The sequence below is a fragment of the Curtobacterium sp. 22159 genome (assembly GCF_052045775.1).
Taxonomy (GTDB): domain Bacteria; phylum Actinomycetota; class Actinomycetes; order Actinomycetales; family Microbacteriaceae; genus Curtobacterium.
Genome location: NZ_JBQEPN010000009.1, coordinates 1 through 26,760, shown reverse-complemented (window position 1 = coordinate 26,760; position 26,760 = coordinate 1). Strand labels below are relative to the sequence as shown.

Annotated in this window: 22 protein-coding genes; 15 read left to right on the top strand and 7 right to left on the bottom strand. The window is 66.6% G+C overall.

The window, feature by feature from the left end; genetic code table 11:
* Positions 1-76: 76 nt before the first annotated feature.
* Both ACTJKO_RS11525 and ACTJKO_RS11520 read left to right on the top strand, forming a co-directional pair.
* The gene (locus tag ACTJKO_RS11525) at positions 77-973 is read left to right on the top strand and encodes a ParA family protein (protein ID WP_440688777.1); all 897 of its coding nucleotides are present in this window, start codon (positions 77-79) and stop codon (positions 971-973) included.
* Positions 973-1,938 (top strand): ParB/RepB/Spo0J family partition protein, encoded by a 966-nt coding sequence (locus tag ACTJKO_RS11520; protein ID WP_440688775.1) that lies wholly within the window; start codon positions 973-975, stop codon positions 1,936-1,938. The genes ACTJKO_RS11525 and ACTJKO_RS11520 overlap by 1 nt, the downstream gene beginning before the upstream one ends.
* A 530-nt stretch (positions 1,939-2,468) precedes the next feature.
* Here the strand turns inward: ACTJKO_RS11520 and ACTJKO_RS11515 are convergent.
* The 6 genes from ACTJKO_RS11515 to ACTJKO_RS11490 all read right to left on the bottom strand — a co-directional run bounded on the left by ACTJKO_RS11515 (position 2,469) and on the right by ACTJKO_RS11490 (position 11,101).
* Positions 2,469-3,125, bottom strand: a complete 657-nt coding sequence (locus ACTJKO_RS11515; protein ID WP_440688774.1) for an ElyC/SanA/YdcF family protein — start codon at positions 3,123-3,125, stop codon at positions 2,469-2,471.
* Between the two features lie 4 nt (positions 3,126-3,129).
* Positions 3,130-4,092 carry a D-alanine--D-alanine ligase family protein gene (locus ACTJKO_RS11510; RefSeq protein WP_440688772.1) on the bottom strand — a complete coding sequence of 321 codons (963 nt, stop codon included), beginning with the start codon at positions 4,090-4,092 and terminating at the stop codon, positions 3,130-3,132.
* Between the two features lie 45 nt (positions 4,093-4,137).
* Positions 4,138-5,442, bottom strand: coding sequence for a PLP-dependent aminotransferase family protein (locus ACTJKO_RS11505; RefSeq protein WP_440688771.1), 1,305 nt, complete (start codon positions 5,440-5,442; stop codon positions 4,138-4,140).
* A gap of 152 nt (positions 5,443-5,594) precedes the next feature.
* The gene (gene trxA / locus ACTJKO_RS11500) at positions 5,595-5,921 is read right to left on the bottom strand and encodes a thioredoxin (protein ID WP_022832611.1); all 327 of its coding nucleotides are present in this window, start codon (positions 5,919-5,921) and stop codon (positions 5,595-5,597) included.
* 77 nt (positions 5,922-5,998) lie between these two features.
* Entirely contained in the window at positions 5,999-6,994 is a 996-nt protein-coding gene (gene trxB, locus ACTJKO_RS11495; RefSeq protein ID WP_440688769.1) for a thioredoxin-disulfide reductase, read from the bottom strand.
* Positions 6,995-7,075: 81 nt separating this feature from the next.
* Positions 7,076-11,101, bottom strand: a complete 4,026-nt coding sequence (locus ACTJKO_RS11490) for a DUF6049 family protein (protein ID WP_440688767.1) — start codon at positions 11,099-11,101, stop codon at positions 7,076-7,078.
* 123 nt (positions 11,102-11,224) lie between these two features.
* Here ACTJKO_RS11490 and ACTJKO_RS11485 point away from each other — a divergent pair, with 123 nt between their 5' ends.
* From ACTJKO_RS11485 to ACTJKO_RS11425, 13 genes are all read left to right on the top strand, one after another.
* Positions 11,225-12,661, top strand: a complete 1,437-nt coding sequence (locus tag ACTJKO_RS11485) for a CCA tRNA nucleotidyltransferase (RefSeq protein WP_440688765.1) — start codon at positions 11,225-11,227, stop codon at positions 12,659-12,661.
* 189 nt (positions 12,662-12,850) lie between these two features.
* On the top strand, positions 12,851-13,222 hold the full coding sequence (gene rpsF / locus ACTJKO_RS11480) for a 30S ribosomal protein S6 (RefSeq protein WP_440688763.1): 372 nt from the start codon (positions 12,851-12,853) through the stop codon (positions 13,220-13,222).
* 3 nt (positions 13,223-13,225) lie between these two features.
* The gene (locus ACTJKO_RS11475; RefSeq protein ID WP_440688761.1) at positions 13,226-13,786 is read left to right on the top strand and encodes a single-stranded DNA-binding protein; all 561 of its coding nucleotides are present in this window, start codon (positions 13,226-13,228) and stop codon (positions 13,784-13,786) included.
* A 44-nt stretch (positions 13,787-13,830) separates the two neighbouring features.
* Positions 13,831-14,088: a 30S ribosomal protein S18 gene (rpsR, locus tag ACTJKO_RS11470; RefSeq protein ID WP_017887834.1), complete on the top strand. Its 258-nt coding sequence runs from the start codon at positions 13,831-13,833 to the stop codon at positions 14,086-14,088.
* Positions 14,089-14,102: 14 nt separating this feature from the next.
* Entirely contained in the window at positions 14,103-14,555 is a 453-nt protein-coding gene (rplI, locus tag ACTJKO_RS11465) for a 50S ribosomal protein L9 (RefSeq protein ID WP_440688759.1), read from the top strand.
* A gap of 513 nt (positions 14,556-15,068) precedes the next feature.
* Complete coding sequence (dnaB, locus tag ACTJKO_RS11460) at positions 15,069-16,436, top strand: replicative DNA helicase (protein WP_440688757.1); 1,368 nt, start codon at positions 15,069-15,071, stop codon at positions 16,434-16,436.
* Positions 16,437-16,852: 416 nt separating this feature from the next.
* Positions 16,853-18,799, top strand: a complete 1,947-nt coding sequence (locus ACTJKO_RS11455) for a type I restriction-modification system subunit M (RefSeq protein ID WP_440688755.1) — start codon at positions 16,853-16,855, stop codon at positions 18,797-18,799.
* Complete coding sequence (locus tag ACTJKO_RS11450) at positions 18,796-20,010, top strand: hypothetical protein (RefSeq protein ID WP_440688754.1); 1,215 nt, start codon at positions 18,796-18,798, stop codon at positions 20,008-20,010. The genes ACTJKO_RS11455 and ACTJKO_RS11450 overlap by 4 nt, the downstream gene beginning before the upstream one ends.
* Positions 20,007-23,117, top strand: coding sequence for a type I restriction endonuclease subunit R (locus tag ACTJKO_RS11445; RefSeq protein WP_440688752.1), 3,111 nt, complete (start codon positions 20,007-20,009; stop codon positions 23,115-23,117). Before ACTJKO_RS11450 ends, ACTJKO_RS11445 begins: the two co-directional genes overlap by 4 nt.
* Positions 23,118-23,268: 151 nt before the next feature.
* Positions 23,269-23,511 (top strand): hypothetical protein, encoded by a 243-nt coding sequence (locus tag ACTJKO_RS11440; protein WP_440688750.1) that lies wholly within the window; start codon positions 23,269-23,271, stop codon positions 23,509-23,511.
* A gap of 614 nt (positions 23,512-24,125) precedes the next feature.
* Entirely contained in the window at positions 24,126-25,112 is a 987-nt protein-coding gene (locus ACTJKO_RS11435) for a hypothetical protein (RefSeq protein ID WP_440688748.1), read from the top strand.
* The gene (locus ACTJKO_RS11430) at positions 25,055-25,636 is read left to right on the top strand and encodes a hypothetical protein (protein WP_440688746.1); all 582 of its coding nucleotides are present in this window, start codon (positions 25,055-25,057) and stop codon (positions 25,634-25,636) included. Before ACTJKO_RS11435 ends, ACTJKO_RS11430 begins: the two co-directional genes overlap by 58 nt.
* 364 nt (positions 25,637-26,000) lie before the next feature.
* Positions 26,001-26,129 carry a GNAT family N-acetyltransferase gene (locus ACTJKO_RS11425; protein WP_440689057.1) on the top strand — a complete coding sequence of 43 codons (129 nt, stop codon included), beginning with the start codon at positions 26,001-26,003 and terminating at the stop codon, positions 26,127-26,129.
* A gap of 251 nt (positions 26,130-26,380) precedes the next feature.
* Here ACTJKO_RS11425 and ACTJKO_RS11420 read toward each other — a convergent pair.
* Positions 26,381-26,760 (bottom strand): hypothetical protein (locus ACTJKO_RS11420; RefSeq protein WP_440685933.1); only part of this gene is annotated, 380 nt, incomplete at its 5' end.

Below are 26,760 nucleotides of genomic sequence, written 5' to 3'. Positions count from 1 at the left end.
CGGCTCGGACCGGTTCGACCGGTCGCCAGTGGCTCCGCGTTCCACGTGAAACACCGAACCGGGGAAGAGGCACTCGTTGAGTTCATCGACCGATTACGACGACGCGTCGACACCGCTCGCTCGTGAGATCGCTGACCTGAACCGGCGCCGACGCGCGATCGCGAAGCAGCAGTTCCCGCTGCCGACGAAGACCCGTGTGTTCACGGTGTCGAACCAGAAGGGTGGCGTCGGAAAGACGACCACGACCGTGAACCTGGCCGCGGCGCTGGCGCACGGCGGCGCACGCGTGCTCGTGATCGACCTCGATCCGCAGGGGAACGCTTCCACCGCACTCGGTGTCAACCACCAAGCGGAGGTCGCGAGCATCTACGACGTCATCGTCGATGAGGCACCGATCGCCGACACCGTGCAGCGGTCCCCCGAGTCGGAGACGCTGTGGTGCGTACCAGCGACGATCCACCTGGCTGGCGCAGAGATCGAGCTCGTGTCGCTCGTCGCCCGCGAGCAGCGCCTCCGGACCGCACTGGACCAGTACCTCGAGTCGCTCGATGAGCCCTACCACTACGTGTTCATCGACTGCCCGCCGTCGCTGGGCCTGCTGACGATCAACGCCTTCGTCGCCGCGCAAGAAGTGCTGATCCCGATCCAGTGCGAGTACTACGCGCTCGAGGGGCTCAGCCAGCTCCTGCGCAACATCGAGCTGATCGAGCGACACCTCAACCCGAAGTTGCGGGTTTCCACGATCCTGCTCACGATGTACGACAGCCGGACGAACCTGTCGAACCAGGTCGCCGCAGATGTACGGGAGCACTTCGGGGATCAGGTGCTCAACGCCGTGATCCCACGCTCGGTCCGCGTGAGCGAGGCACCGAGCTACGGCCAGAGCGTGGTCGCGTACGACGTCAACTCCACCGGATCGCTCTCCTACCTGGAAGCGGCCGCCGAGATCGCAGCACGAGGAGCGCAGCACTGATGGCACCCAAGCGAACCGGACTCGGCCGAGGCATCGGCGCCCTGATCCCGACCGCGACGGAGCAGCAGGACCGTCCCGTCGACGTGTTCTTCCCGACTGGCGGCTCCCCCGAGTCGGCACCCACCGCCGAAGAGCTCGTCGCGGTCCCCGGCGCGCGCCTCGCGAACCTCAACCCACTCGATGTCGTCCCCAACGCGCAGCAGCCCCGCAAGGAGTTCCGCGAGGAGGAGCTCCAGGAGCTCGTACACTCCATCCGGGAGATCGGCGTCCTGCAGCCGATCGTCGTGCGTCCCATCGCCGGCGCCACCGGCACCGACGCCCAGTACGAACTCATCATGGGCGAGCGTCGACTCCGTGCGACCAAGGAACTCGGCCTCAGCACGATCCCGGCGATCGTCAAGGACACGCCCGACGACGCGATGCTGCGGGACGCCCTGCTCGAGAACCTCCACCGTGCCCAGCTCAACCCGCTCGAGGAGGCATCGGCTTACCAGCAGCTGCTCGCCGACTTCGGCATCACGCAGGAGCAACTGGCCCAGCGCATCGGTCGGTCCCGTCCTCAGATCACCAACACGATCCGTCTCCTCCGGCTCCCCTCCCCCGTGCAGCGGCGTGTTGCTGCTGGCGTGCTGTCGGCCGGACACGCTCGTGCGATCCTCGCCGCTCCCGACGCCGAAGCCATGGAGTACCTGGCAGAGAAGATCGTGAACGAGGACCTGTCCGTCCGGGCGGCAGAGGCCATCGCGCAGCAGCTCTCGACGAAGAACCCGACGAAGCCGAAGGCGGAGCCGTCCAAGCGCCAGGCCCACTTCGACGACCTCGCGGAGCGTATCGGCGATCGTCTGAACACCCGGGTCAAGATCGCGGTCGGAGCCCGGAAGAGCTCCGTGACGATCGACTTCGCGAACGGTGACGACCTCAACCGCATCCTCAGCGAGCTCGGCATCCAGGACGTCGCCGAGTAGGCGCTGCGCGGCTCGCTGACTGCCGATCCTTGCTCGGAGGCCCACCGATGCGGCTCCGCCCGTGTAAAGCGCTGCAGCACGCTCCTGAGCGCCGTAGATGGCTGCGCTGCTGATCACGGCGCGGGTCGACTCGCCGTTTCACGTGAAACACCGCGCACCGCTCTCGCTTTCATGGCGGTGCACATTCGTAGCGTGAGTCTTGCGGCGAATCCGACGGGACGGGCCGCCCCGCGGCAGACAACTGAGACTGGTGGGCGGATGGTCAACCGCGGTGAGCCCATTGGACTGGGGGTCCGGCTTCCCATCATCGCGTGCTGGCTGCGGCGTAGGGGTCGAGCAGGCCGAACAAGAGTCCCGGAGTTGTCCGTCGGCACCGCATCGGCGCCGTGTGAGGTCATCGGAGTTCAGCCACGGACCGATGGGCACCGCTGTGGGCCCTGGTCCGCAGGCACCGACGAGTGCACCTCCTCTCGCCCCTCGGCTCGCCAGGCCAACGGCCCATGAGAGGATCTACTGAGGGAGGGTGCGTGTTAGTCGGTGCCTCGACGTCGTGGGGCGCGTTTCACGTGGAACACTGAGCGCAGTTTCCAGAGGCCGACGGCTGCGAACACGGGCTTCAGGAACGGCATCTCTCCGAGACGGTACGTCATGGCCGGAACCATTCGCTCGGCCAAGTCGGGGCGCTGACGAGCGAGGTAGAGCCGAGCCTTCTCAGCGTGGAGACCGTTCGATGCGAAGGCGGTCGACTCTGCACACTCGACTGACGGCAATGTGTTGCGGACGTTCTCCCACGTTGAGGTACTCCGCGGCTCGATGACGACCGGGCCGTCCCACCCCAGGTCGTGGAGAACGTACTCTCGCAGCAGCACCGCTTCCGGGACTGGCCCGTGCACCGCTCCCCCGCTGCAGACGATGGTGACTGCTGATCCGCTCGCGCGTGCCGCTCTCGCCGTCCGCACGCCGATGCGTGCTCGCCATCGATTCACGACATTGGCTCGGCCTCCTCGGTTCCCGAATCCCAGGATCACGACGACGAGGTTCCCGCCCAGCGTGGGCGCCACGAGTCGGCGCTCCCGTATCGCCGCCCGAAGGTGGACCAGCTCGCCCCAACCGATGACTGCGAGCAGAGCGGAGCCTGCACCCACCAGCAGTCGCCAGGATGTTCCACGTGGAGCACGCCAGGGCATGCGATCAGGCTTGGTGGTCGCGGATCGCCTGCTCAGCCAGCTCGGCGTAGGTCCAGCCCAGGTCGAACCCGGAGGCGGACAGCGCCTGAGGTACGAGCGACGTTTCCGTGAGGCCGGGAAGGACGTTGGCTTCCAGGAACCACGGGGTCCCCACGGCATCGATGATGATGTCGACGCGGGAGATGTGCCGGAGGCCCAGGGCCTCGTGTGCGGCGACGGCGGCCGTGGATGCTGCATCGGCGAACTCCTCCGACAGGCGCGCCGGCGTGTAGAACGTCGTCTCCCCCGCGTTGTAGCGCGCCTCGAAGCCGTAGATGCCACTGCGCGGAACGATCTCGACAGCGCCGAGGGCGACCGGGCCGTCACCGGTGTCGATGATCCCGATGGCTACCTCGGTCCCACGGATGAGCTGCTCCACGACGACGTCGTCACAGTACGTGTACGCCGTCACCATCGCGCGAGGAAGGTCGTTGACGTCGTCCACGAGCGTCACGCCCTGCGCGCTCCCGCCGCGGGCCGGCTTCACGGCGAGCGGGACCGGATGCTCGGCGGCGATGCTCTCGAGGACACCCACCGCGCCGAGCTCACGGAACACGTCGTGCGAGAGTGTGACCGAGCGCGGGGTGCGGACGCCGGCCCGCGCGACGAGCGCGGAGGCGGTGGGCTTGTCCCATGCGAGCCGGGCCGAGGTGGACCGTGAGCCGACGAACGGGATGTCGAGCGCCTCCAGGATGCCCCGCAGGGCGCCGTCCTCACCGGACGCCCCGTGCAGGGCGGGCCAGACCACGTCTGGACGGGTCTCCCGGAGGGACGGCAGGAGGGAGGCGTCAGCGTCCCGCAGATCGACCTGCCACCCGTACCCGGTCAGCGAGTCGGCGACGCGACGGCCTGATCGCAGGGAGACGTCGCGTTCGTGCGAGATGCCCCCGGCAACGACGACGACGTGGCGGCGAGTGAGCTCGGCCATGCGGGAAGGACCTCCGGTGCGCGTACTATCGGCGGAAATGCCTGGTCAGGAGATGTTCGGCGGCGGAGCGCTGACCGCGGAGGTGGGGCGGACCACCGTGTTCGGTCGGGTAGCCGGTCCGAACGTCTCGATGAGCTCGAGCTCGTCGTTGACGACGTTGGCGAGTCGCTTCACGCCCACGCGGATCTGCTCCGGCGTCGGGTAGCAGAAGGAGAGGCGGATGTGGCCGCCGCCCCGACCGTCAGCGTAGAAGGCGGTACCGGGGGTGTACGCGACCAGCTCCTTCACGGCGCGGGGCAGCATCCCCTTCGAGTCGAGCGACTCGGGCAGGGTCAGCCAGACAAAGAAGCCTCCGTTCGGCTTCGTCCACGAGAGGTCCGGGAGGAACTCCCCCAGGGTCGACAGCATGGCGTCCCGCCGCTCTGCGTAGAGGCCACGGAAGGTGTCGACCTGGCCCTTCCAGTCCGCCGCGTCGAGGTAGGCGTTCACGACGTACTGACCGAACGAGTTCGGCGCGAGGACGGCCGACTCGTTGGCGAGCACGAGCTTCTCGCGGATGGCGTGCGGCGCGAGGGCCCAACCGACGCGGAAGCCGGGCGCGAGGGTCTTCGAGAAGGAGCCCAGGTACACGACCCCCTCCTCGTCGATGGAGCGGATGGCCTGCGGTGCCGGCTCGTCGAACCACAGCAGCCCGTACGGGTTGTCCTCGAGCACGAGGATGTTGTTCGACCGGCAGATGTCGAGGATCTCGATGCGCCGCTCTCGGCTCATCGTGACGCCGGCGGGGTTGTGGAAGTTCGGGATCGTGTAGAGGAACTTGATCCGCTTGCCCTGCGTCCGCAGGTTCGCGATCGCCGCACGCAGCGCCTCGGGGACGAGACCGTTCTCGTCCGTCGTGACGTGCACCGTCTCGGCCTGGTACGAGCGGAAGACGCCGATCGCGCCGACGTAGGACGGGGACTCGGCCAGGACGACGTCACCCGGATCGATGAACAGCCGCGTGACGAGGTCGAGCGCGTGCTGCGAGCCCGTGGTGACGACGACGTCCTCCGCACTGGCGCGGATGCCCTCGAGGCTCATGACGTCGACGATGTGCTCACGGAGGGACCGCAGTCCCTGGCCGCCGCCGTACTGCAGGGCCATGGCAGCGTCCTCGGTCATGACGCGGTCGAGGGAGCCCGTGACGAGCTCGCGGGGCAGCGCGGAGACGTACGGCATGCCGCCGGCGAGCGAGACCACCTCGGGCCGCGACGCGACGGCGAACAGAGCTCGGACCTCGGAGGCGCTCAGCCCGGCGGTGCGCTGGGCGTAGGAGTCGTACCAGGGGTCGAGGCTGTTGCCGTTCGTCATGAGTGCTCCGTTTCAGTCGGACATTCCCGCCACACTACGACATCGACCCCGGAATCCAGGGCTCCGCGACGGGGCCGATCCTGAACCAGTGGACCGGAACGACGAACGGCCCCGCTCCCGGTTCGGGGAGCGGGGCCGTTCGGTGGAGCGTCCTACGCGAGGAACTCGGCCAGGTCGGCCTCGAGCGCCGGCTTCGGCTTGGCGCCGATGACGGTCTTGACGACCTCGCCGCCCTTGAAGACCTTCATCGCCGGGATGGACGTGATCTGGTAGTTCATGGCCGACTGCGGGTTGTCGTCGACGTTGAGCTTGACGATCTCGATCTTGTCGGCGTGCTCGGCCGCGATCTGGTCGAGGATCGGCGAGACCGCGCGACACGGGCCACACCACTCGGCCCAGAAGTCGACGAGGATCGTCTTGTCGGACTTGAGGACCTCGTCCGAGAAGGTGGCGTCGGTGACTGCCTTGGCGTTGGACATGTGTGCTCCTTCGAGAAGTCGATCAGTTGGTGCAACAGCTCGCCCGCCGGAGTATTCCCGCGGCCGGCGGGGCGGTGTCAGGCTCGGGCGGTCACGTCGATCGTGACGGGCTCTTCCGGGGTCACGCCGACGGCCGGTTCGGTGAGCGCGTCGTCGAGCTCGGCGAGGTACTTCTCGGCGTCGAGCGCGGCGATCGTGCCGGAGCCCGCTGCCGTGATCGCCTGGCGGTAGGTCGGGTCGATGACGTCACCCGCAGCGAACACGCCGGGGAGGTTCGTCTTCGAGGACCGACCCTGCACGGCGATGGTGCCCTCGGGCGCGATGTCGATCTGGCCGTGGATGAGGTGGGTGCGCGGGTCGTTGCCGATCGCGATGAACAGCCCGTCGAGCGCGAGCTCGGACTCCTCGCCGGTGACGGTGTCCTTCAGCGTGACGCCCTCGACCGCGGAGTCACCCGTGATGCCGGTGACCTCCTTGTTCCAGGCGAACTCGATCTTCGGGTCGTTGAAGGCGCGGTCCTGCATGATCTTCGACGCGCGGAGGGTGTCCTTGCGGTGGATGACGGTGACCTTGTCCGCGAAGCGGGTGAGGAACGTCGCCTCTTCCATCGCGGAGTCGCCACCGCCGACGACGGCGATGTTCTTCTGCCGGAAGAAGAAGCCGTCGCAGGTGGCGCACCAGCTCACGCCGTGGCCGGACAGGCGTTCCTCGTCGGCGAGCCCGAGGTGGCGGTATGCCGAACCCGTGGCGTAGATGACGGCGAGGGCTTCGTACGTCTCGCCGGAGCCCACCGTGACCTTCTTGACCTCGCCGGTCAGGTCGACGGAGACGGCGTCGTCGTACAGCACCTCGGCGCCGAACTTCTCGGCCTGCTCCTGCATCTTGATCATGAGGTCGGGGCCCTGGATCCCCTCGGGGAAGCCCGGGAAGTTCTCGACCTCGGTCGTCTTGGTGAGCTCGCCGCCGGTCTCGACGCTCGACGCGACGATGAGGGGCTCGAGCTCCGCACGCGCGGCGTAGATGCCGGCGGTGAACCCGGCCGGGCCGGAACCGATGATGATGAGCTGGCGCATGCCTGCTGCCCTTCCGTAGAGATCGCTGACCGGGTCAACACATGCTACCGGCGCGGCATTCCGCCGCCCTGGGCGCCGGGCTCAGCGGCCGAGTCGCTTGCGCAGGATGTCGACGGCGCCCCGGATCTCGCCGTTCTTCGCGACCACGAGTGCACCGAAGTAGATGACGACCATCACCGCTCCGGTGAGGGCCAGCGTGATGAGGGCCCCGGTGACGTCGGCCATCGCGAAGCCGTCCGGCGAGAAGGCGCCGAAGAAGTCCGCGACGATGAGGCCGGCGACCCCGGCGATGAGCGCCGCGATGATGAACTGCACGTGGGACCGCGTCACGACCGCACCCTCGATGCCGCCCAGCCGCTTCCGGACGAGCACGAGCGCGACGATGGTCTGCGCGGAGCCGGCGAGCGTCGTGCACACCGCGATGCCGACGCCGATGATCGAACCCGGCAGCATGGCGACGGACAGCGCACCGATCACGAACAGCCCGGACTGCACCAGCTGCATGAGGAACGGCGTGCGGTGGTCGTGGAGCGCCCAGAACACCCGCTGGATGATGAAGAGCATGCTGAACAGCACGAGCCCCGGCATGTAGGCGACGAGCACGAGCGCCATCGACTGCGTGTGCCCGAACTCGTTCTCCCAGATGCGGGCGAACGGCATCGCGGTCACGATGAGCGCCACGGAGGCGAACACCGTGAACAGCCCGACGATCCGGAGCGAGAGGGACAGGTTCCGCCGTACCGCGTCCAGGTCGCCGCGTTCGGCGTCGTGGCTCATCCGGGTGAAGTAGGCGGTCGCGATCGACACGGTGATGATCGAGTGCGGCAGCATGAAGAGCAGCCAGGTGGTGCTCAGCGTGGCGTTCCCGGCGCCCGTGGCGAGCGACGCGACGCGGGCCTGCACCACGCCGGCGAGCTGCGTGACGAGGATCATGGCGAAGAGCCAGCCAGCGGCCGTCCCGGTCGACTTCAGGCCCACGCCGCGCCAGCGGAAGTCTGGTCGGAAGCTCAGCCCGGCACGCTTCCAGAACAGCGGGAGGAACGCGGCCTGCACGAGGACGCCGAGCGAGGCGCTCCCGGCGAGCACCGCGATCTTCAGGGGTGTCCAGTCGTCCGGCGACGCGTTGACCCCGCGTCCGCCGAACAGCGCGATGAAGACGATGAGGCCGGCGATCGCGATGACGTTGTTGAGCAGTGGTGCCCAGGTGAACGGACCGAACACCTGCTTCGCGTTGAGGACCTCCCCCAGCAGCGAGTACATCGCGTAGAAGAGGATCTGGGGGAGGCACCAGAACGCGAACGCGACCGCCAGGTCGGTCGTGGCCGGGCTGAAGCCCTTCCCGCCGTCTCCGGCGCTCTGGCTGTAGAGGCGCACCAGCACCGGCGCGAGCAGCGTCGCCACGACGGTGATCACGAGGAACGCGGAGCCGCCCAGCGTGACGATCTTGTTCACGTACGCCGTGCCGCCGTCGGCGTGCTGCTTCATCGACCGGACGATCTGCGGGATGAGCACCGCGGACAGCAGACCACCCGCGATGAGCGCGTAGATGTTGTTCGGCAGCTGGTTCGAGATGGCGAACGCGTTGGCGGCGTCGGACCCGGTGTTGCCGATCGCGAAGGCGAGGACGAACGTCTTGGCGAAGCCGAGCACGCGGGAGACCATCGTCCCCGCGGCGAGCATGGCGCTCGCGCGGCCGAGGCTGCGCTCTGCGGCCGGTTCCGCGTCGACGGACGGCTGGGGCTGGGTGGTGCTGATGGTCGGCTCCTCGGGCGCGACGGGCGGTTCGTCGCGGGGTGCGGGGTCGGACTGGAGGAGCGGTGCGGGTCCGGCGGACGCCGTCGCGGCGGCGACGGGCGCGCCTCCGACGACGGGCTGGACGTCGAGCGGACGGTTCGGGTCCTCGTCGTCCTCGTCGTCGAGCTCGCCGTTGCGACGGCGGATCCGCTTGCGGATGCTCCGGAAGATGCCGAAGCCGAAGATCGCGACCAGCGCTGCCGCGGCTGCGGCCGTGATGACGGTCTCCCACTGGGCCTGCACGTTGAGCTCGACGGTGGTCGGGGTGGCGATCTTGACGCCCGTCGGACTGGCGAGCGTCAGGGTCAGGGCGACCTTGCCGTTCGCGACCGACTGCACCGGCACGGTGGTGCGGGTGGAGGACTCCGGCTGGACCTTCACCTCGATGTCGTTCCGCACGACCCGCAGGGCGGAGTTCGACGGCTGGACGGACAGGCGGACCGTGACGGGGTACTTCGAGCTGTTCCGGATCGAGATGGGCAGCGAGGACCGGTCGCCGAGCAGGGTGAGACTGCTCGAGTCGGGGATGCTGACCTGCGACACCTTGTCGGACCAGTTCGCGACACGAGCGGCCACCGCGGTGGCGAGGCCGTCGGGGTCGGAGCGCCACGCGTTCGACGCCAGTGCGAGCAGGCTGAGCCGTGCCGGGGCGGTGAGGTCGGACGGGGTGTCCAGCGCGGACGAGAACGCCGTGAGCTCCTGCTCGCCGTCGACCAGGCGGTCGAGCTGGTCGATGCGGGCGTCCCCGTTCGATCCGGCGGTCAGCGCGAGCGTGCCGGCCGACGCCGCTGCGGTCGTCGAGAGGTCTGCCGGAGCGACCCACGGGGTGCCCTCGATCGCGTCCAGGGCCTGGCTCAGCCGCGTGGAGTTCGTGGGCCAGTCGCGCCCGAGGGTGAGCAGGATCGGGCCGTCCGCGGTGCCGGCCCGCGCCGCGGTCGCCAGCGTCGCGGTGAGCTCGGCCATCGCCGTGGTCCACTCGTGCTGGTCGGAGGCCGTCGCGGCGGTGCGCAGCAGGGACGACATCGACTGGTCGGAGACGAGGACGTGCTGGCCGCCGATGGTCTCGGAGGCGGCGACGGTCGCGTCGGCACCGGCCGAGGTGTTGCCGCTCGAGACGATCGTGGTCTTCGTGCCGGCCTTCGCCAGGGCCGGCAGGTCAGCGGCGGTCACCGTGCCGTCGGACGGCCATGCGATCGCGTCCATCGAGTAGGGGAAGTCGAGCAGCGACGCGGTGGTCGGCAGGGTCGCGGGCGTCTCGTCGTTCGTGCTGCCGGCGTCCGTGGTGGGGTCGGCGGCGTCCGTCGCTCCGGCTCGGGGCGTCGAGGTGGCGCTCGGTGTGTCCGTCGGCGTGGGCGCGACGTCGGTCGGGGTGGGGCTGGGCGTCGTCGCGCCGGGGAAGTGGGTCGGGTCGATCTCCTGGTCGAGCGAGATCGGCGACAGGATCTCGTTCGACCCTGCCTGACGCAGGCCGGTGACGTCCGCGTCGGCGTAGGGCAGCGCGAAGGTCTCGTTCCGGAGCGACTCGAGGTGGTGCAGCCAGGCGATCGCCGAGGACGGGGCATCCGCGCCGAGGAGGCGGATGGAGGCGATGATCCGGGGGTCCACGGCCAGGGCGACGTTGTGGTCCTCCGCCGCGTCGACCTGCTGCGTGAGGGTGCCGTCCACGGACGTGGCGGCGGCGAGGGCCGCGGCGTCGAGGACACCCGCGGTGGTCTTGGGCATGGTGATCGGCATCGCGACCGACACGCTCACGGGGGTCTGGTCGGTCTCCGGGTACCAGGTGATGGCCGAGCGGGCGACGGCGTAGGCTGCGCCCGCCTTGTACTCCGCGGCGATCCGACGGGCTCCGAAGGAGGAGTACCCGCCGAGCCCGACGTTGCCCGGGACGATCTTCACCGAGTCGAGGGTCACCGATCGGTGCGCGGGGACGGCCGGGACGTCCACTGAGTCCATCGGAGCGCCGAGGTAACCGGTCGTGCTGGTGTCGCGGAGCCAGTCGGAGAGGACGTCCCGCGTGCTCACCGAGCGGAAGATGTCGAGGTTCGCCGTCCCCGCCGGGAGGTCGGAGTCGGTGTCGTTCGTGACCGTGACCGAGAGCTCGAGGTCTTCGTCGCGCCGGACGATCCCGCGGTCGGCAGGAGCGATCGAGATCGTGGCCTTGCCCTCTTCCGCAGCAGCAGGGTGGGCTTCGCGCGTCTTCGTCGCGGACACGGTCGTGGCGTGGGCGCCGTCGGAGGCGGCGGGCGCGATGACGAGGCCGAGGGCGACGAGAGCCGTCGCTGCGGCGGCGAGCGAGGTGCGGAAGATGTGCATACGGGATGGCCACGGGATCGGTTCGGGCCGTTGACGAGTGTATGAGGCGCGAGCATGGACGCTCCCGTGCGCGCGGAGGATGTGGAGAACTCGGCGACGCGATCTGGGAGGATGAGGACCGTCATGCAGTCCGTTGCCCAGGCCGTCGAGCGACTCGACGCACTCGCCGCCACCGAGCCCGTCGCCCTCCTCGCTCGGGCCTTCGCCGACGCCGGACACGAACTGGCCCTCGTCGGCGGACCCGTCCGTGACGCGTTCCTGGGGCGCCCGGTGACGGACCTCGACTTCACCACCGACGCACGTCCGGACGACATCCTGCGCGTGGTCGAACCGATCGCGAGCGCCACCTGGGACGTCGGACGGCAGTTCGGCACGATCGCCGCCCGGGTCGCCGGCGAACAGGTGGAGATCACCACCTACCGCAGCGACGTCTACGACGGGGAGACCCGGAAGCCCGAGGTGGCGTTCGGCGACACGATCGAGGACGACCTGCTCCGTCGCGACTTCACCGTCAACGCGATGGCGCTCCGCCTGCCGGCGCGGGAACTCGTCGACGTGCACGGCGGCGTCGAGGACCTGCTCGCCCGGCGACTGCACACGCCCCAGGCCGCACCGGTCTCGTTCCGGGACGACCCCCTGAGGATGATGCGTGCCGCACGGTTCACCGCCCAGCTCGGGTTCACCGTGTCGGACGAGGTGCGCGAGGCCATGTCCTACCTCGTGGACTCGATCGACATCGTCTCCGCCGAACGCGTGCGTGACGAGCTCGTCAAGTTGCTCGACACGGACGACCCGGTGCCGGGCGTACGGCTGCTCGTCGACACCGGGCTGGCCGATCGGATCCTCCCGGAACTCCCCGCGATGCGGCTCGAGATCGACGAGCACCACCACCACAAGGACGTCTACGAGCACTCCCTCACGGTGCTCACCCAGGCGATCGGCTACGAGGCGGAGCGACACCCGGGCGAGGCACCCGACACGGTGTTGCGCCTCGCCGCGCTCCTGCACGACATCGGCAAGCCGGCGACCCGGAAGCTCGAGCCGGGCGGCGCCGTGAGCTTCCACCACCACGACCTCGTCGGCTCGAAGCTCGCGAAGAAGCGGCTCCGTGCCCTCCGGTTCGACAACGACACGATCGCCGCGGTCAGCCGGCTCATCGAGCTGCACCTGCGCTTCTTCGGGTACACCGACGGTGCCTGGACCGACTCCGCGGTGCGCCGGTACGTCCGCGACGCCGGGCCGCTGCTCGAGCGGCTGCACGAACTCACCCGCTCGGACGTCACCACCCGGAACCGGCGGAAGGCCGACCGGTTGGGCTTTGCGTACGACGACCTCGAGGACCGCATCAAGGCGCTCGCCGACCAGGAGGAACTCGACGCCATCCGTCCGGACCTCACGGGTGATGACATCATGCGGATCCTCGACATCCCGCCGGGGCGTGCCGTGGGCGAGGCGTACCGGTACCTGCTCGAGGTGCGCATGGACGAGGGACCTCTCGGACAGGACGAGGCGGAGCAGCGCCTCCGCACGTGGTGGGCCGAGCGCGACGCGACGGCCTGACGCCGACGCGCAGTGGGGCCGACCACACGGCGGCCGCAGCGTTCTCCACAGCACCGGTGGCGCGCCTCCAGGCCGTCCGCTAAGCTTGCCGGGTTGTCCGCACGCTCCTGCGTGGCGGGACACATGCATCAACCCTCCTGCTCCGGGAACCGCCCGGAGCCGTTCGAGACCAAAGGAGGTGGGTTCCGCATGCACCAGTACGAACTGATGGCGATCCTCGACCCCGAGATCGACGAGCGCACCGTCGCTCCCAGCCTGGACAAGTTCCTCGCGGTCATCCGCAACGACGGTGGATCCGTCGACAACGTGGACGTCTGGGGCCGTCGCCGGCTCGCGTACGAGATCGCGAAGAAGTCCGAGGGCATCTACGCCGTCGTGGACTTCACGTCCTCCCCCGAGGCCGCCAAGGAGCTGGACCGTCAGCTCGGCCTCTCCGAGGCCGTGCTCCGCACGAAGGTCCTCCGCGCTGAGGAGGCGATCGCCCAGGTCGCCGCCCAGAAGCAGCGTGACGAGGCCCGCGCGGCCCGCAAGGCCGCCAACGCGACCGCGAGCGCCGAGTAACCCGTGGCCGGCGAAACCGTCATCACGGTGGTGGGCAACCTCACCGCGGACCCGGAGCTGCGCTACACGCAGAACGGGCTCGCCGTGGCGAACTTCACCATCGCGTCGACCCCTCGTACGTTCGACCGTCAGGCGAACGAGTGGAAGGACGGCGACGCGCTGTTCCTCCGTGCGAGCGTGTGGCGCGAGTTCGCCGAGCACGTGGCGGGCTCGCTGACGAAGGGCTCGCGCGTCATCGCGCAGGGTCGCCTCCGTCAGCGCTCGTACCAGGACCGTGAGGGCCAGCAGCGCACGAGCATCGAGCTCGAGGTCGACGAGATCGGCCCCTCGCTCCGTTACGCGACCGCCCAGGTCACCCGTGCTGCGGGTGGCAACGGTGGCGGTCGTGGCCAGGTCGGCGGCGGCAACGCCGGTGGCCAGGGCGGCGGCAACGGTGGCTGGAACGGCGGCGGTCAGTCGGACGCTCCCTGGTCCCCCCAGGGCGGCCAGCAGGGTGGCAACGCACAGTCGAACGACGTGTGGAGCACCCCGGGCGGCACGTACGACGACGAGACGCCGTTCTGATCCTCCGGTTCAACGGACACAACTTCTTCTCTTAAGGAAAAACAATGGCTGGAAAGAGCACCGGCGACCGCCGGAAGCCTCGCGGCAAGGGCGGTAAGAACGCCGCTCCCGCGAAGTCGATCAAGGTCGGCGTCATCGACTACAAGGACGTCGCGACCCTTCGCAAGTTCATCTCCGAGCGTGGCAAGATCCGCGCTCGTCGCATCACCGGCGTCTCCGTCCAGGAGCAGCGCCTCATCGCCCGTGCCGTGAAGAACGCCCGTGAGATGGCGCTCCTCCCCTACGCCGGCTCCGGCCGCTGATCGGAGGTCGACACATGTCGAAGCTCATCCTCACCCACGAGGTCTCCGGCCTCGGTTCCGCCGGTGACGTCGTCGACGTCAAGAACGGCTACGCCCGCAACTACCTCATCCCCCAGGGCTTCGCTGTCGCGTGGTCCAAGGGCGGCGAGAAGCAGGTCGAGTCGATCCGGGCCGCGCGCACCGCGCGTGAGCTCGCCACCATCGAAGAGGCGCAGGACCTCAAGATGAAGCTCGAGAACGCCACCATCAAGCTGACCGTCAAGGCCGGCAAGGACGGTCGTCTGTTCGGCTCGGTCCGTCCGGCCGACGTCGCCGACGCGGTCCAGGCGCAGGGCGTCGGCACGCTCGACAAGCGCAAGGTCGAGGTCCCCGCGACCATCAAGACCGTCGGTGACCACGAGGCCACCGTGCGTCTGCGCGAGGACATCACCGCGGTGATCTCGCTGCAGGTCGTGGCTGCCAAGTAAGCAGTTCCGTACCGCTCGATGACGGGCGGGTCTCCTCCGGGAGGCCCGCCCGTCATTGCGTTGTCGTCGGTCGTGAGCCCGCCTGGAGGCGCGGCTCGTCCTGCGCTGACCGGTTACTGCTCCGACGTGGTCGCGATCGCTGGGAGCAACGTGGGAACGTTGTCCTCAGGTTCGCGTTTGTCAACTGCTTTTACACAGCCGAAACACGCGAACAAGCAACCTTCAAGGGGAACTTGAACCCCACTTCTCCACACATGGTGTGGAACGGAAAACCCCAGTTCAGAGCGTCGAACGTGTGTTCTACATGCGACTTGTCCACACCTTCGTCCACAGTTCTCCACACAGTGCTCCGGCGTGTTCCGCAGGCTGTCCACAGAGTTATCCACAGGCCCGTTTGCTGGGGATAACTCTGTACCCGTAGCTTGGCCCAGCGACTCGGCGATGTCGGTCGCCCGGGGTAGAACTGGCTCGGTCGGGTCCGCTCGGACCGTCGTGCAACCAAGAGGAGCAAGTGTGTCGATCGCGCATCTCGAACCCGCCCCGCAGGACTTCGCGGAGCGCGGTGGCATGGAGCGCACCCCGCCGCACGACCTGCTCGCCGAACAGTCGACGATCGGCGGCATGCTCCTGTCGAAGGACGCCGTCGCGGACGTCATCGAGACCGCTCGTGGCGTGGACTTCTACATTCCGAAGCACGAGGTCATCTTCGACGCGATCCTGTCGCTGTACTCCCACGGCGAGCCGACCGACGTCATCGCCGTCACCGACGAGCTGACCAAGACCGGTCTGCTGTCCCGGGCCGGCGGCGCCGAGTACCTGCACAGCGTGACGAGCATGGTGCCGACGGCAGCGAACGCCGGGTACTACGCCGCGATCGTCGCCGAGAAGGCGGTGCTCCGACGGCTCGTCGACGCTGGTACACGCATCGTCCAGATGGGCTACGCCTCTGAGGGTGAGGTCACCGACCTCGTCAACAGCGCCCAGGCCGAGGTCTACAACGTCGCCGGTGGTGTGCAGACCGAGGACTACGTCCCGCTCACCGACGCCATCTCCGCTGCGCTCGACGAGATCGAGGCGGCGAAGGGCCGTGACGGTCAGATGACCGGGGTCCCGACCGGCTTCGCGCAGCTCGACGGGCTCACGAACGGCTTCCACCCCGGCCAGCTCATCATCATCGCCGCGCGTCCCGCGCTCGGGAAGTCGACGCTCGCGCTCGACCTCTGCCGCGCCGCCGCGATCAAGCACAACGAGACCGCCGCGTTCTTCTCGCTCGAGATGGGCCGCGCCGAGATCGCCATGCGTCTGCTCTCCGCCGAGTCCAGCGTGCCGCTGCAGAACATGCGCAAGGGCACCGTCGACTCCCGCGACTGGACGACCATCGCACAGACCCGCGGCCGGATCAACGACGCCCCGTTCTTCATCGACGACTCCCCCAACATGACCCTCGTCGAGATCCGGGCGAAGTGCCGGCGCCTCAAGCAGCAGCACAGCCTCCGCATGGTCGTCATCGACTACCTCCAGCTCATGACCTCCGGCAAGAAGGTCGAGAGCCGTCAGCAGGAGGTCTCCGAGTTCTCGCGTGCGCTCAAGCTCATGGCGAAGGAACTCCAGGTCCCTGTCGTCGCCCTGTCCCAGCTCAACCGTGGCCCCGAGCAGCGTGCCGACAAGAAGCCGCAGATCTCCGACCTCCGTGAATCCGGGTCCATCGAGCAGGACGCCGACATGGTGATCCTGCTGCACCGCGAGTCCGCGTACGAGAAGGACAACCCGCGGCAGGGCGAGGCGGACCTCATCGTGGCGAAGCACCGCAACGGGCCGACGGACACGATCACGGTGGCGTTCCACGGGATGTTCTCGAGGTTCGTGGACATGCCGCAGTAGGGCGTTTGTCGTCCGCCAGATAACTTGTCCGACTGCCGGACAACGTGTCTGAAATACGGAGTTGGACAAGTTGCTTGGCAGCAGCGACGGCGGACGCCCTCCAATTGGTTTGACCACCGTGATGTTCAGAGCGGGAGCGTTGTCGGCCCCCGCCGGTACAAGCGTCAGTAAGGGGGACCGCTCAGGACCGCTGCTCGCGATCCTGAGACGATGCCCATCACTCCTCTCGGCGACTGCCGCAGCGCTGGTCGGTCCCACGCCTCCCGATCGACGTTGTCCTCGATCCTGCGTGTGTAAGGCGCTGTTGAGCGCGGCGCCCGGCATCGCGTGCTTCCCCTCTTATGGACGAGGATGGGAGGGTTCGCGGCGTTGGCGCCGCATGTTCGTTGCTCTACAGCAGGAGTGCCCACCCCTTGGTGAATCACGTCGCCTTTATCTGGAACATCGCCGAGTCTCTCCGCGGCCCCTTCAAGCCCTCGGAGTACGGGTCCGTAGTCCTCCCGTTCACGGTGCTTCGCCGGCTCGACGCTGTCCTGGCCGATACGAAGACGGCCGTCCTTCAAACCGCGAAGGCGATCGGGTCGCTGCCCGAGGTCCTGCAGGTAGTCACACTCACCGAAGCTTCGGGGCTCCAGTTCTACAACACGTCCCCCTTCGACCTCGGCAAGCTCGTCGCCGACCCGCAGGACCTCCGCGTAAACCTGTCCTCGTACCTGGCCGGCTTCTCGCCCAACGTGCGCGACATCTTCGACCGGTTCGAGTTCGACAAGACCATGAACAAGCTGGCCGAGAAAAACAAGCTGTTCGCGGTCACGGAGAAGTTCGCGCAGGCCGACTTCCACCCCCGCACGGTCAGCAACATCCAGATGGGGCTCGTGTTCGAGGAACTCATCCGGTTCGCGAACGAGAAGTCGAACGAGACCGCCGGCGACCACTACACGCCCCGTGAGGTGATCGCGCTGATGGTGCAGCTGCTGTTCGCCCTCGACGACGACGCCCTCTCGAAGTCTGGCGTGGTCCGATCCATCTATGATCCAACCGCCGGCACAGGAGGGATGCTGTCCGTGGCGGACGAGTACCTCCGCAGAATGAACCCGGGGATCCAGCTCAGCCTGTACGGGCAGGACTACAACGACGCCTCGTACGCGATCTGCAAGGCCGACATGGTCATCAAGGGCCAGGACGTCGACAACATCGCCCTTGGCGACACCCTCACCGAAGACGCCTTTGACGACAAGAAGTTCGACTACGGCCTGTCCAACCCCCCGTTCGGCGTCGACTGGAAAGACCAGCGCACCTCCGTCGACGACGAGCACACCAAGCTCGGCTTCAACGGACGATTTGGCCCCGGTACGCCCGCTGTTAGCGACGGGGCCATGCTGTTCCTGCTGCACATGGTGTCGAAGATGCGGAAGCCCGAAGAAGGCGGCTCCCGCATGGCGATCGTCCTGAACGGATCGCCGCTGTTCTCCGGCGGAGCAGGCGGCGGCGAGTCGAACATCCGCAAGTGGCTGCTCGACAACGACCTCGTCGAAGCGATCATCGGACTGCCCAAGGACATGTTCTACAACACTGGCATCTCCACCTACATTTGGATCCTCAGCAACCGCAAGGAAGGCGACCGCAAGGGTCGGGTGCAGCTCATCGACGGCCGCGAGATGTTCACCAAGCTCCGCAAGGGCCTCGGCTCCAAGCGCAACGAGCTCTCGCCGCAGAACATCGAGACGATTGTTGGCCTTTACGCCGGATTCGCGGATGGAGAGCACTTGAAGATCTTCCGCAACGAGGATTTTCTGTACCGCACCATCACCGTCGAGCGCCCCCTCAAACTCAACTGGCGCGCCACCCCGGAACGCATCGATACGGTCTTCGAAGCCAAAGCCGTCCGGAAGCTGAGCGAGTCGGATGCCGAAGCGCTGCGTGCCGCGATCGACCGGCTCGGCACCGACACGGTCTGGAAGAACCGCACGGTGTTCCACAAGGCGCTGAAGGATGCTGCGAAAGCCGAAGGTCTCACCCTCTCCGCTCCGCTACTCAAGACCGTGACCACCGGGCTGGGCGAGCAGGACGACACCGCCGACCCCTGCACCGACACCAAGGGAAACCCGGAACCGGACGCCGCGCTCCGCGACACCGAGAACGTGCCATGGGACGAGGACGTCGACTCCTACGTCGCCCGCGAAGTCCTCCCCTACGCCCCCGACGCATGGGTCGATCCCTCCAAGACCAAGGAGGGCGCAGAGATTCCCTTCACCCGCTACTTCTACCAGTACATACCGCCCCGCCCGCTCGCAGAGATCGACCGCGATCTTGACGCCGTAATGGACCAACTCCGCGCGATGCTTGGTGAGGTTGAACGTTGAGCATCCATACCGAGCTTCTCGCTGCGCCAAAGATCCCTCTGCGGTACTTGGTCAGGTTCAACCCTCGCCCGACGGCGACGAAGAGCGACGAGTCGTGCTACCTGCCGATGGAGGCCATTTCTCAATTTGGCGCTGTCGACTTCTCACGAATGCGGCCCACGTCCGAGCTCGCGCAGGGCTACTCGTTCCTGGCGGACGGTGACGTCGCGTACGCCAAGGTCACTCCGTGCTTCGAAAACGGTAAGGGACTGCGAGCTACAGCTCTCCCTGGGGGCCACGCATTCGCGACGACCGAGGTAACGGTGATGCGCCCGTCGAGCGTGCTGGACTCCCGGTACCTTGCATGGATCTTGCAATCCGCGGACTTCCGCGCGCCTGGCGAAGCGCACATGAGCGGGGCCGGTGGACTGAAGCGCGTTCCCGAGTCGTACGCCGCTCGATTCCGCGTCCCTCGCCCGAACTTGGATGTGCAGCGGGCGATTGTGGACTATCTGGATCGGGAGACGGCGCAAATAGACGCGTTCATCGCGAAGAACGAGGAACTCATCACCCTCCTCACCGAACGCCGCGCAGCCGCTGTGAACGCACCCTTCGCCGTGCAGCGGCCGAACACGCGGCTACAACATGCATGCGAGGCAATCGTCGACTGTCCGCACACCACTCCCGAGATCGACGATGACGGTGACTTCGAAGCCGTTCGAACAGCTTCGGTCCGGGACGGCGTCTACGTACCCGGGCAGGGACTAACTGTAAGTGAAGCGACTTGGCGAAGCCGAAATGGCTCGCTCGGCCCCCGTCCAGGGGATGTGTTGTTCACGCGGGAAGCACCGGCTGGCGAAGCCTGCATGGTCCCGTCCGGCGAGATCTGTCTGGGCCAGAGGATGGTGCTCTTGCGGATCGATTCAGCGAAGGCTGATGGGCAGTTCCTGCTCTGGCAGTTGTACTCGCGCGAAGTGCAGAGCTACTTTGAGCTAGCGGCCAACGGATCTACGGTCACCAACATTCGCCTGCCCTTACTTCGGTCGGCGCCAATCTGGTTACCGAGCCTCGAGGAGCAGCGGTCTATCAGCGGACAAGTCGCTGAGCAAGTCGGCGCCATCGATGATGCGATCGGGATCGCCCGCCGTGGCATCGCCTTGGCGCGGGAGCGCCGTGCCGCGCTAATTTCGGCTGCAGTGACGGGGAAGATCGATGTGGGGGTGGCGGCGTGAGTGGCGTTGCTGGGGTGCATCTGGAGTCGGTGCTGGAGAAGGAGATAGCCGAACATCTCGCGGCAAACGGATGGCTGTATTCGCCGACCGACGCTGGCTACGACCGAGAACTTGCACTGTTCCCCGAGGACGTGGTCGGTTGGTTGGACGATTCCCAGCCGACCGAATTCGCGAAGGTCGTACGGCCAATCGACACGGACGCTCAGCGTGACGCGGCGGCCCGCGGCATCCTGACCCGTCTGGCGAAGTCACTGGATCTGGATCCGTTGAAGAACGGTGGGACGATCCGCATCCTGCATGAGGGCTTCTCGATGGTGCCGCTGCACGGGGGTGCAGTGAAGTTCCGGTTGGCGCAGTTCCGGCCAGCAACTACTCAGAACCCGGACACGCTCGAGGCGTACGCAAAGATGCGGGTCCGGGTGGTCCGTCAGGTGCACTACTCGGTGAAGCACCCGAACAAGGCGTTGGATCTGGTGCTGTTCGTGAACGGCATCCCGGTTGCGACGATCGAGTTGAAGACGGACTTCACGCAGCAGATCGAGAACGCCGTCGAGCAATATCGCTTCGACCGGTCGCCGGCGGGCGAGCCGTTGTTCGGGTTTGCGAAGCGATCGCTGGTGCACTTCGTGGTGTCCAACTCCGAGGTGCGGATGACGACCAAGCTCGCCGGCGCGGCGACTCGGTTCCTGCCGTTCAACAAGGGTGCGGACGAGGGAGCAGGGAACCCGGTGAACCCGAACGGGTCGGCCTCCTCGTACTTCTGGGAGCAGATCCTCCAGCGCGACACCTGGCTGCAGCTGTTGGGGTCGTTCGTGCACCTGCAGGTCGAGACAGATGTCGACCCGGACACCGGCAAGAAGACAAGAACGCAGAAGGTGCTGTTCCCCCGCTACCACCAGTGGCGCGCCGTCACCCGGCTCGTTGAGGCGGCGCGGACCGAGGGGGCAGGGAACCGTTACCTTGTCCAGCACTCGGCGGGTTCGGGGAAGACCAACTCCATCTCCTGGCTCGCTCACCGCCTCTCCCAACTGCACGACGACCAGAACCAGCGCGTGTTCGACACGGTCGTCGTCGTCACCGACCGCACCGTGCTGGACAAGCAGTTGCAGGACGCGATCGCGCAGTTTGAGAAGCAGGCCGGGGTGGTGCAATCCGTCACCAAGGATGGAGGCGAGTCGAAGTCGAAGCAGCTCGCCGCCGCGCTCACCGGTGGCAAGAACATCGTGATCGTGACAATTCAATCGTTCGAGGCGCTGATCACCGCAATCCAAACCCTGCCCGAGCTGAAGGGGCGCCAGTTCGCGGTAATCGCTGACGAGGCTCATTCGTCGCAGACCGGGTCAACGGCGGGAGCCTTGACAAAGGTGCTCTCTCCGGACGAGCAGACCGCCGTCGCGGAGGGTGCCCCGATCGACTCGGACGCGTACCTGCAGTGGGCCATGCAGGTCACCGCGTCCGCGCCGAACATCTCCTACTTCGCGTTCACCGCCACCCCGAAAGCGAAGACCCTGGAGCTGTTCGGGCGGATCCCGGATGGTGCGGGGCAGGATGCGACTCCTGAAGCGTTCGACCTGTACTCGATGCAGCAGGCGATCGAGGAGGGCTTCATCCTGGACGTGTTGCAGAACTACACGCCGTACAAGGTGGCGTGGAAGCTGCAACACCCCGACGGCGACTATGACGGCGCCGGCGAGGTCGACGAGTCAACCGCGGTGAAGGCGCTCGTACGCTATGTGCGGTTGCACCCGACGAACATCAGCCAGAAGGCCAAGATCGTCGTCGACCACTTCCGCACCTTCGTGCAGCCGCTCCTGGACGGCAAGGCGAAGGCGATGGTCGTCACCGGATCGCGGGTCGAGGCCGTGCGGTGGAAAAAGTACCTCGACAGCTACATCGATGACGCGGGCGTGCTGGGGGTGCGGTCGCTGGTGGCGTTCTCCGGCACGGTCGAGGACCCCGACGATGTCGGTGAGGGGTTGACGGAGCGGACCCAGAACCCTGGGGTGCAGTCGGATCTCGCGGAAGCGTTCAAACCGGCCACGTTCAACGTGATGATCGTGGCGGAGAAGTTCCAAACCGGGTTCGATCAGCCCCGCCTGGTCGCGATGTACGTCGACAAGAAGCTCGGCGGGGTGCAAGCCGTGCAGACCCTGTCCCGGCTGAACCGCACCCATCCCGGCAAGAACAAGACGTACGTCCTCGACTTCGTCAATGACCCACAAGAGGTGCTGGACGCGTTCCTGCCCTACTACCGGAAGGCGACCCTCACCGCGACAACCGACCCGAACCTCATCTACGACCTCGTCGCGAAGCTCGACTCGGCCGGGATCTACGACATGACCGAGGTGGAGCAGGCATTCGACGCCGCGCTCACTGGCGGGCTGAACGTGAACTCGAAGGTGTCGGCCGCTACCGCGCCGGCAGTGGACCGGTTCCAGAAGCGGTGGGTCGCGGCGGTGCTCGATGACGACAAGGACGAACAGGACGAACTGCGGCTCTTCAAGGCGGACGTGGGGAACTTCGTGAAGTTCTACGACTTTATCTCCCAAGCCCGCAACCTCGAAGACACCGACCTGCCCCGCCGGCACTACTTCTTCCGCCGCATGCTTCCGCAACTCTCGACCGCGACGATCCTCGAACCAGTCGACATCTCGGACGTGTCCCTCGTGGGCTACAAGATCAGCGCCGGCGACGCGGTGAAGCTGAATCTCGAGCAGGGACCAGGGCTGGATCCGATCACCGCGATCGGGTCGGGCGCGATCCACGAGAAGCACCGCAGCGCCCTCGAGGAGATCATCCAGAAACTCAACGAACGCCTCGGTGACAAGTACGGCGTCGGCGTCATCGACCTCCAGATGAACCACATCGTCGGCAAGCTCGCCCTCGATGAGGATCTCAAGGGTCAGGCGTCGGTGAACACGGAGCAGCAGTTCGCGGAATCTCCCGCCCTGCCGAAGGCGTTCACGAAGGCACTGCTCGGGGTGCGGGACGAGACCCCAGCGTTCATCGACGATCTCTTCACCGATAGCAGCCTGTTCGGCGAGCTCGGGAGGGCGCTGCCGGCAATGCTTTACGAGTACTTGAAGAGGCCAGGCAAGGCCGAATGAGCGCAGGACATCGAAGGCTGCTGTTCCCGCTAATACGTCGGTTTCAGGTGAGCGAGCCGCAGAACCAGCAGCGATACGTGTTCACGGAAGTGAAGGACCGGGACCTGATCACGTTGATGGGCCGGTTCGCAGGGTCCTCGAGTTTCACTCGATGCTGGTTGCCGCGCAGCTGATGGCGGAGGTGAGCTGTCGGCAGCTGTGGGACGCAGTCGTTGAGCGGCGGACCGCAATGCTTGCCCGCGTGCACCCTGACGAGGACACGTCGACCCTGCGAGATCAGGCACGGTCATCGCTCGATCACTTTAAGAACGAGCACTTCCCGGTCGACCCTGACATCTTCGATGCGGACGGGTCGAAGGTGGAGCAGGACTGGAACGGGTACAGCCAGTTCTGACCGCTTCGGCGCATCGATCACCTCAAGCGCCGGGGCGCGAGCAGCTCCAGCAACGGTTGCACGTCACGGCCCGGTGAAGTGAACCTGATCCGCTCTGCAACGAAACGGCGACAGGATTTTCGAAGGACTCGGGCGACGTCGAACGCTGGCCAGCTAGAAAAGAGCGGCGACGGCGACAAGATGTCCTGTCGCCCACAGGCGTTTTGTCGCGGCGCACGAAAATCGTCTCCTTCGCGCACGACTTGTCGCCGTACGGGGGGCACCCTAGAGCCCCGGTCGCCCGCCCGCGCGACGCGTCCGCGTGACGCACCTTCACTGCGAAGGATCCCGGATCACCTATCTGCGACAAGAGCTCCCGACAGCCGGTGCGAGCAGACGCCTCGGCGACGGACCGACGTCGCCAGCGGTAAGCGACTCTGCGTTCTCGACGGCGCCGCCCCCGGTAGGGGGCCGTCCAACGGGACACGAGCGCGGCGTCAGCAATTCGCTTGCAGATCTTCAGTGCGTTCCGAGCGAAGCTTCTGGATCGCGCGCGTCAGCAGCAGGCAGGACTCAGAGTCGATTACTCTTCATGAAATGCTGGGGAACGCCCCTGCCCATCCGAAAGGCAACCAGTGCCGCGACGTACTCTCGGGCTCGAGACCATCAGGTCTCGGCCTGGCCGAAACCACAAGCAGACCTACGGTGTCCTGGACGACATCGACGGACACGATCTGCTCGAGCTGTTCTACGGCCTCTTCGTCGAACTCGACAAAGACGTTCTGCGCGACGAGCAGCGCGGTCGCTACACCCGCATCGAAGAGGTCAAAGCGAATGGCCGTAGCGTCGTCGTCGTGGCGAACTCCGGCTGGTACGGAGAGACCGGGCAGACGATCAACGTGCGAACCCATGCGACGGAGCATGACCGAAAGGTTGACGATTCCGCGACGATCCGCACGCGTCTGCTGCTGACCGTTCCTCCAGGCGGCAAGGTTGGACTCTTCGGTGTTGAGAGGCAGGGTAACGAGGGGTCAGGGCCCGGGCTGATCGAGCTCTTCAAGCGGTCGCTGATGTCAAGCTTCCCCACCTACGCGTTCGACACCGAGACGGTGCTCGAGACGTCGGCGTGGAGTGAGGCAGCGGAGCTGATCGAAGTCACCGCCGTCTCCTACAACTTCACGCCAGACATCGCTGACGGACCCAGCGCGCAGCCGAAGCCGCTCGGGCGGCTGCAGCACAGCATCGTTCCGGAGAAGGGCGAGCGGATCCTTCCTCGTTGGTTCTGGGACAAGCTCCGCAAGCGGCAGCTCGATGCGGCTGATTTCCTGGGTTTCGGTGAAGGAACGTCAGTCGATGAGACTATCGTCCGCGTTGAGGGCCGCGACGGTCGTGTCAAGTCCTTCGCCCTCGAAAAGGAGCGGGTTCCGGCGATCCGCGCGGTGCTCACGAACAACGGCGAGAGCGCTCTCACAGAGACTGCGTTCCTTCGCCGCGCTCAGGACGAGGCACGCGACTACTTCGACGGGATGGGACTGACATGGCAGGACCAGTGGAAGAGCGGACAGTGGACAGCAGAAGCACTGGCTACTCGGCTCGCGCCGCATCGTCCCGAGTCGGCCTGATCCGGGAACACTTCCGGACGCTTCGTCATCACCGGACCAATCAGCTCCTTTGGCCAGACTTCCTGCTGCAAGTGCCGTTGCCAGTCGTGCTCGGAGCCGCGAGCTGGTGGTTCGGCGCGCGTATCAATGACGCCTCCGCGATCGTGGGCGGCGCATCAATCCTCTCCGGTTTCCTATTCGGCGTTGTCATCTACGTCTTCCAGATGCGGCAGAACCTCAGCCACGATCCGCGCGTCCAGCGCCAGGCCCTCCTGCCCCAACTCGTTGACGAGTTGTTCGCCAACGTCCTCTATGCGGTAGTGGTGTCGTTCGTGTTGACCGGTGCTGCGCTGGTGACCGCGGCAACTCAGCAGCACTCCAAGCAGGGAGTGCTCATCCCGACACCGCCGTGGATTACTGGCGCCCTTGTGCTGGTCGCCGTGCATCTCTTCGCAGTCGTGTGGATGTGTGTCAAGCGCCTGCGCTCGTCTTACCGCGAGCTCAAGGATGAGGCGCACCTGCAGAACGGCGCTGAAGGGCGTTAGCGATACGTTGCATGAGGACCGACCTGCATCGGACAGATCCAGACGCGGCCTCGTGTCTTGGTGAAGGATCGGTGACCGGACACCGACGACGACCTCCTTTTCGGCGACCCGCTGTCGCACTGTCGTCGACGAGGTGCTACCTCGTCGCGGTTCTTGGCCGGGCTGGCTGCGGGGATAAATTGTCATCGAACTCGTGGGACCGCGCGCCGAGTTGTTTGAGGCATGGAGCGAGGCGCAACGCGAGTGGGGTCCGGGACTGCATGAAGATGGCTTCGGCATCGGCGCGGACGACGACGTCGACATCCTTCAGGGGTTCCAAGGTTGGATCGCCTCGACGCAGCAGGGCTCATGCAAACTGTGGTGAATTGTCGAAGACGGGAAAATCCTCGGCGGGATCGCGCTCCGCTCTCCCGACGACGAGCGCGTGCACCGCTTCGGACGCATCGGGTACGGGGTCAGCCCATCCGCCCGAGGACGAGGCGTGGCCACCTAGGTCCTTGGCGAGGTCGTGCGTCACGCTGAATTGTTGGGTATGAACTCCGTGCTGGCCTTCTGCCTCGACAACATCGCAACGTCAATCGCTACACTCGAGCACCACGGCGCGGAGTTTGAAGCGGTTGAACAGCACGGAGACGTCCGGGTGAGGCGCTACACAATCCGCTACTGAGCGTGCCCTCTCGGTAGCCCATCGGCTAGCGGACAGCGTCGACCGGGCCTTTGCGACTCGGACGGCAGCAAGTGCGGTCAGGGCACGATCTTGCGCTGCAGACTCCGGAGAAGACGCAGCGCCTCAGCATCACGGATGCCTGTGGTCGTCTCCCAGTCGGTCCCGGAACCGATGACGTCGGAGACGAACACCAGTTCTGTCGCGAGCAACGTCCTGCGCCATTCCGCGAACGACATCGATCCGCCACCGCGCAGACACGCTTCGATGCGCTGGCTCTGGATGAAGAAGTCTTGGACGCTCGTGAAGCCGATGGCACGAGCCACGGGTTCCGTGAGACTCGCCGGTCCGCCCCACTCTCGAACACCCGCTCGCAGGACGTTCACCTCGTCATCGGTGATCCCGAAGTCGGCAGCGGTTGGCACGCGACCAGCGTTCCACACCAATCCCGAGGAGCATC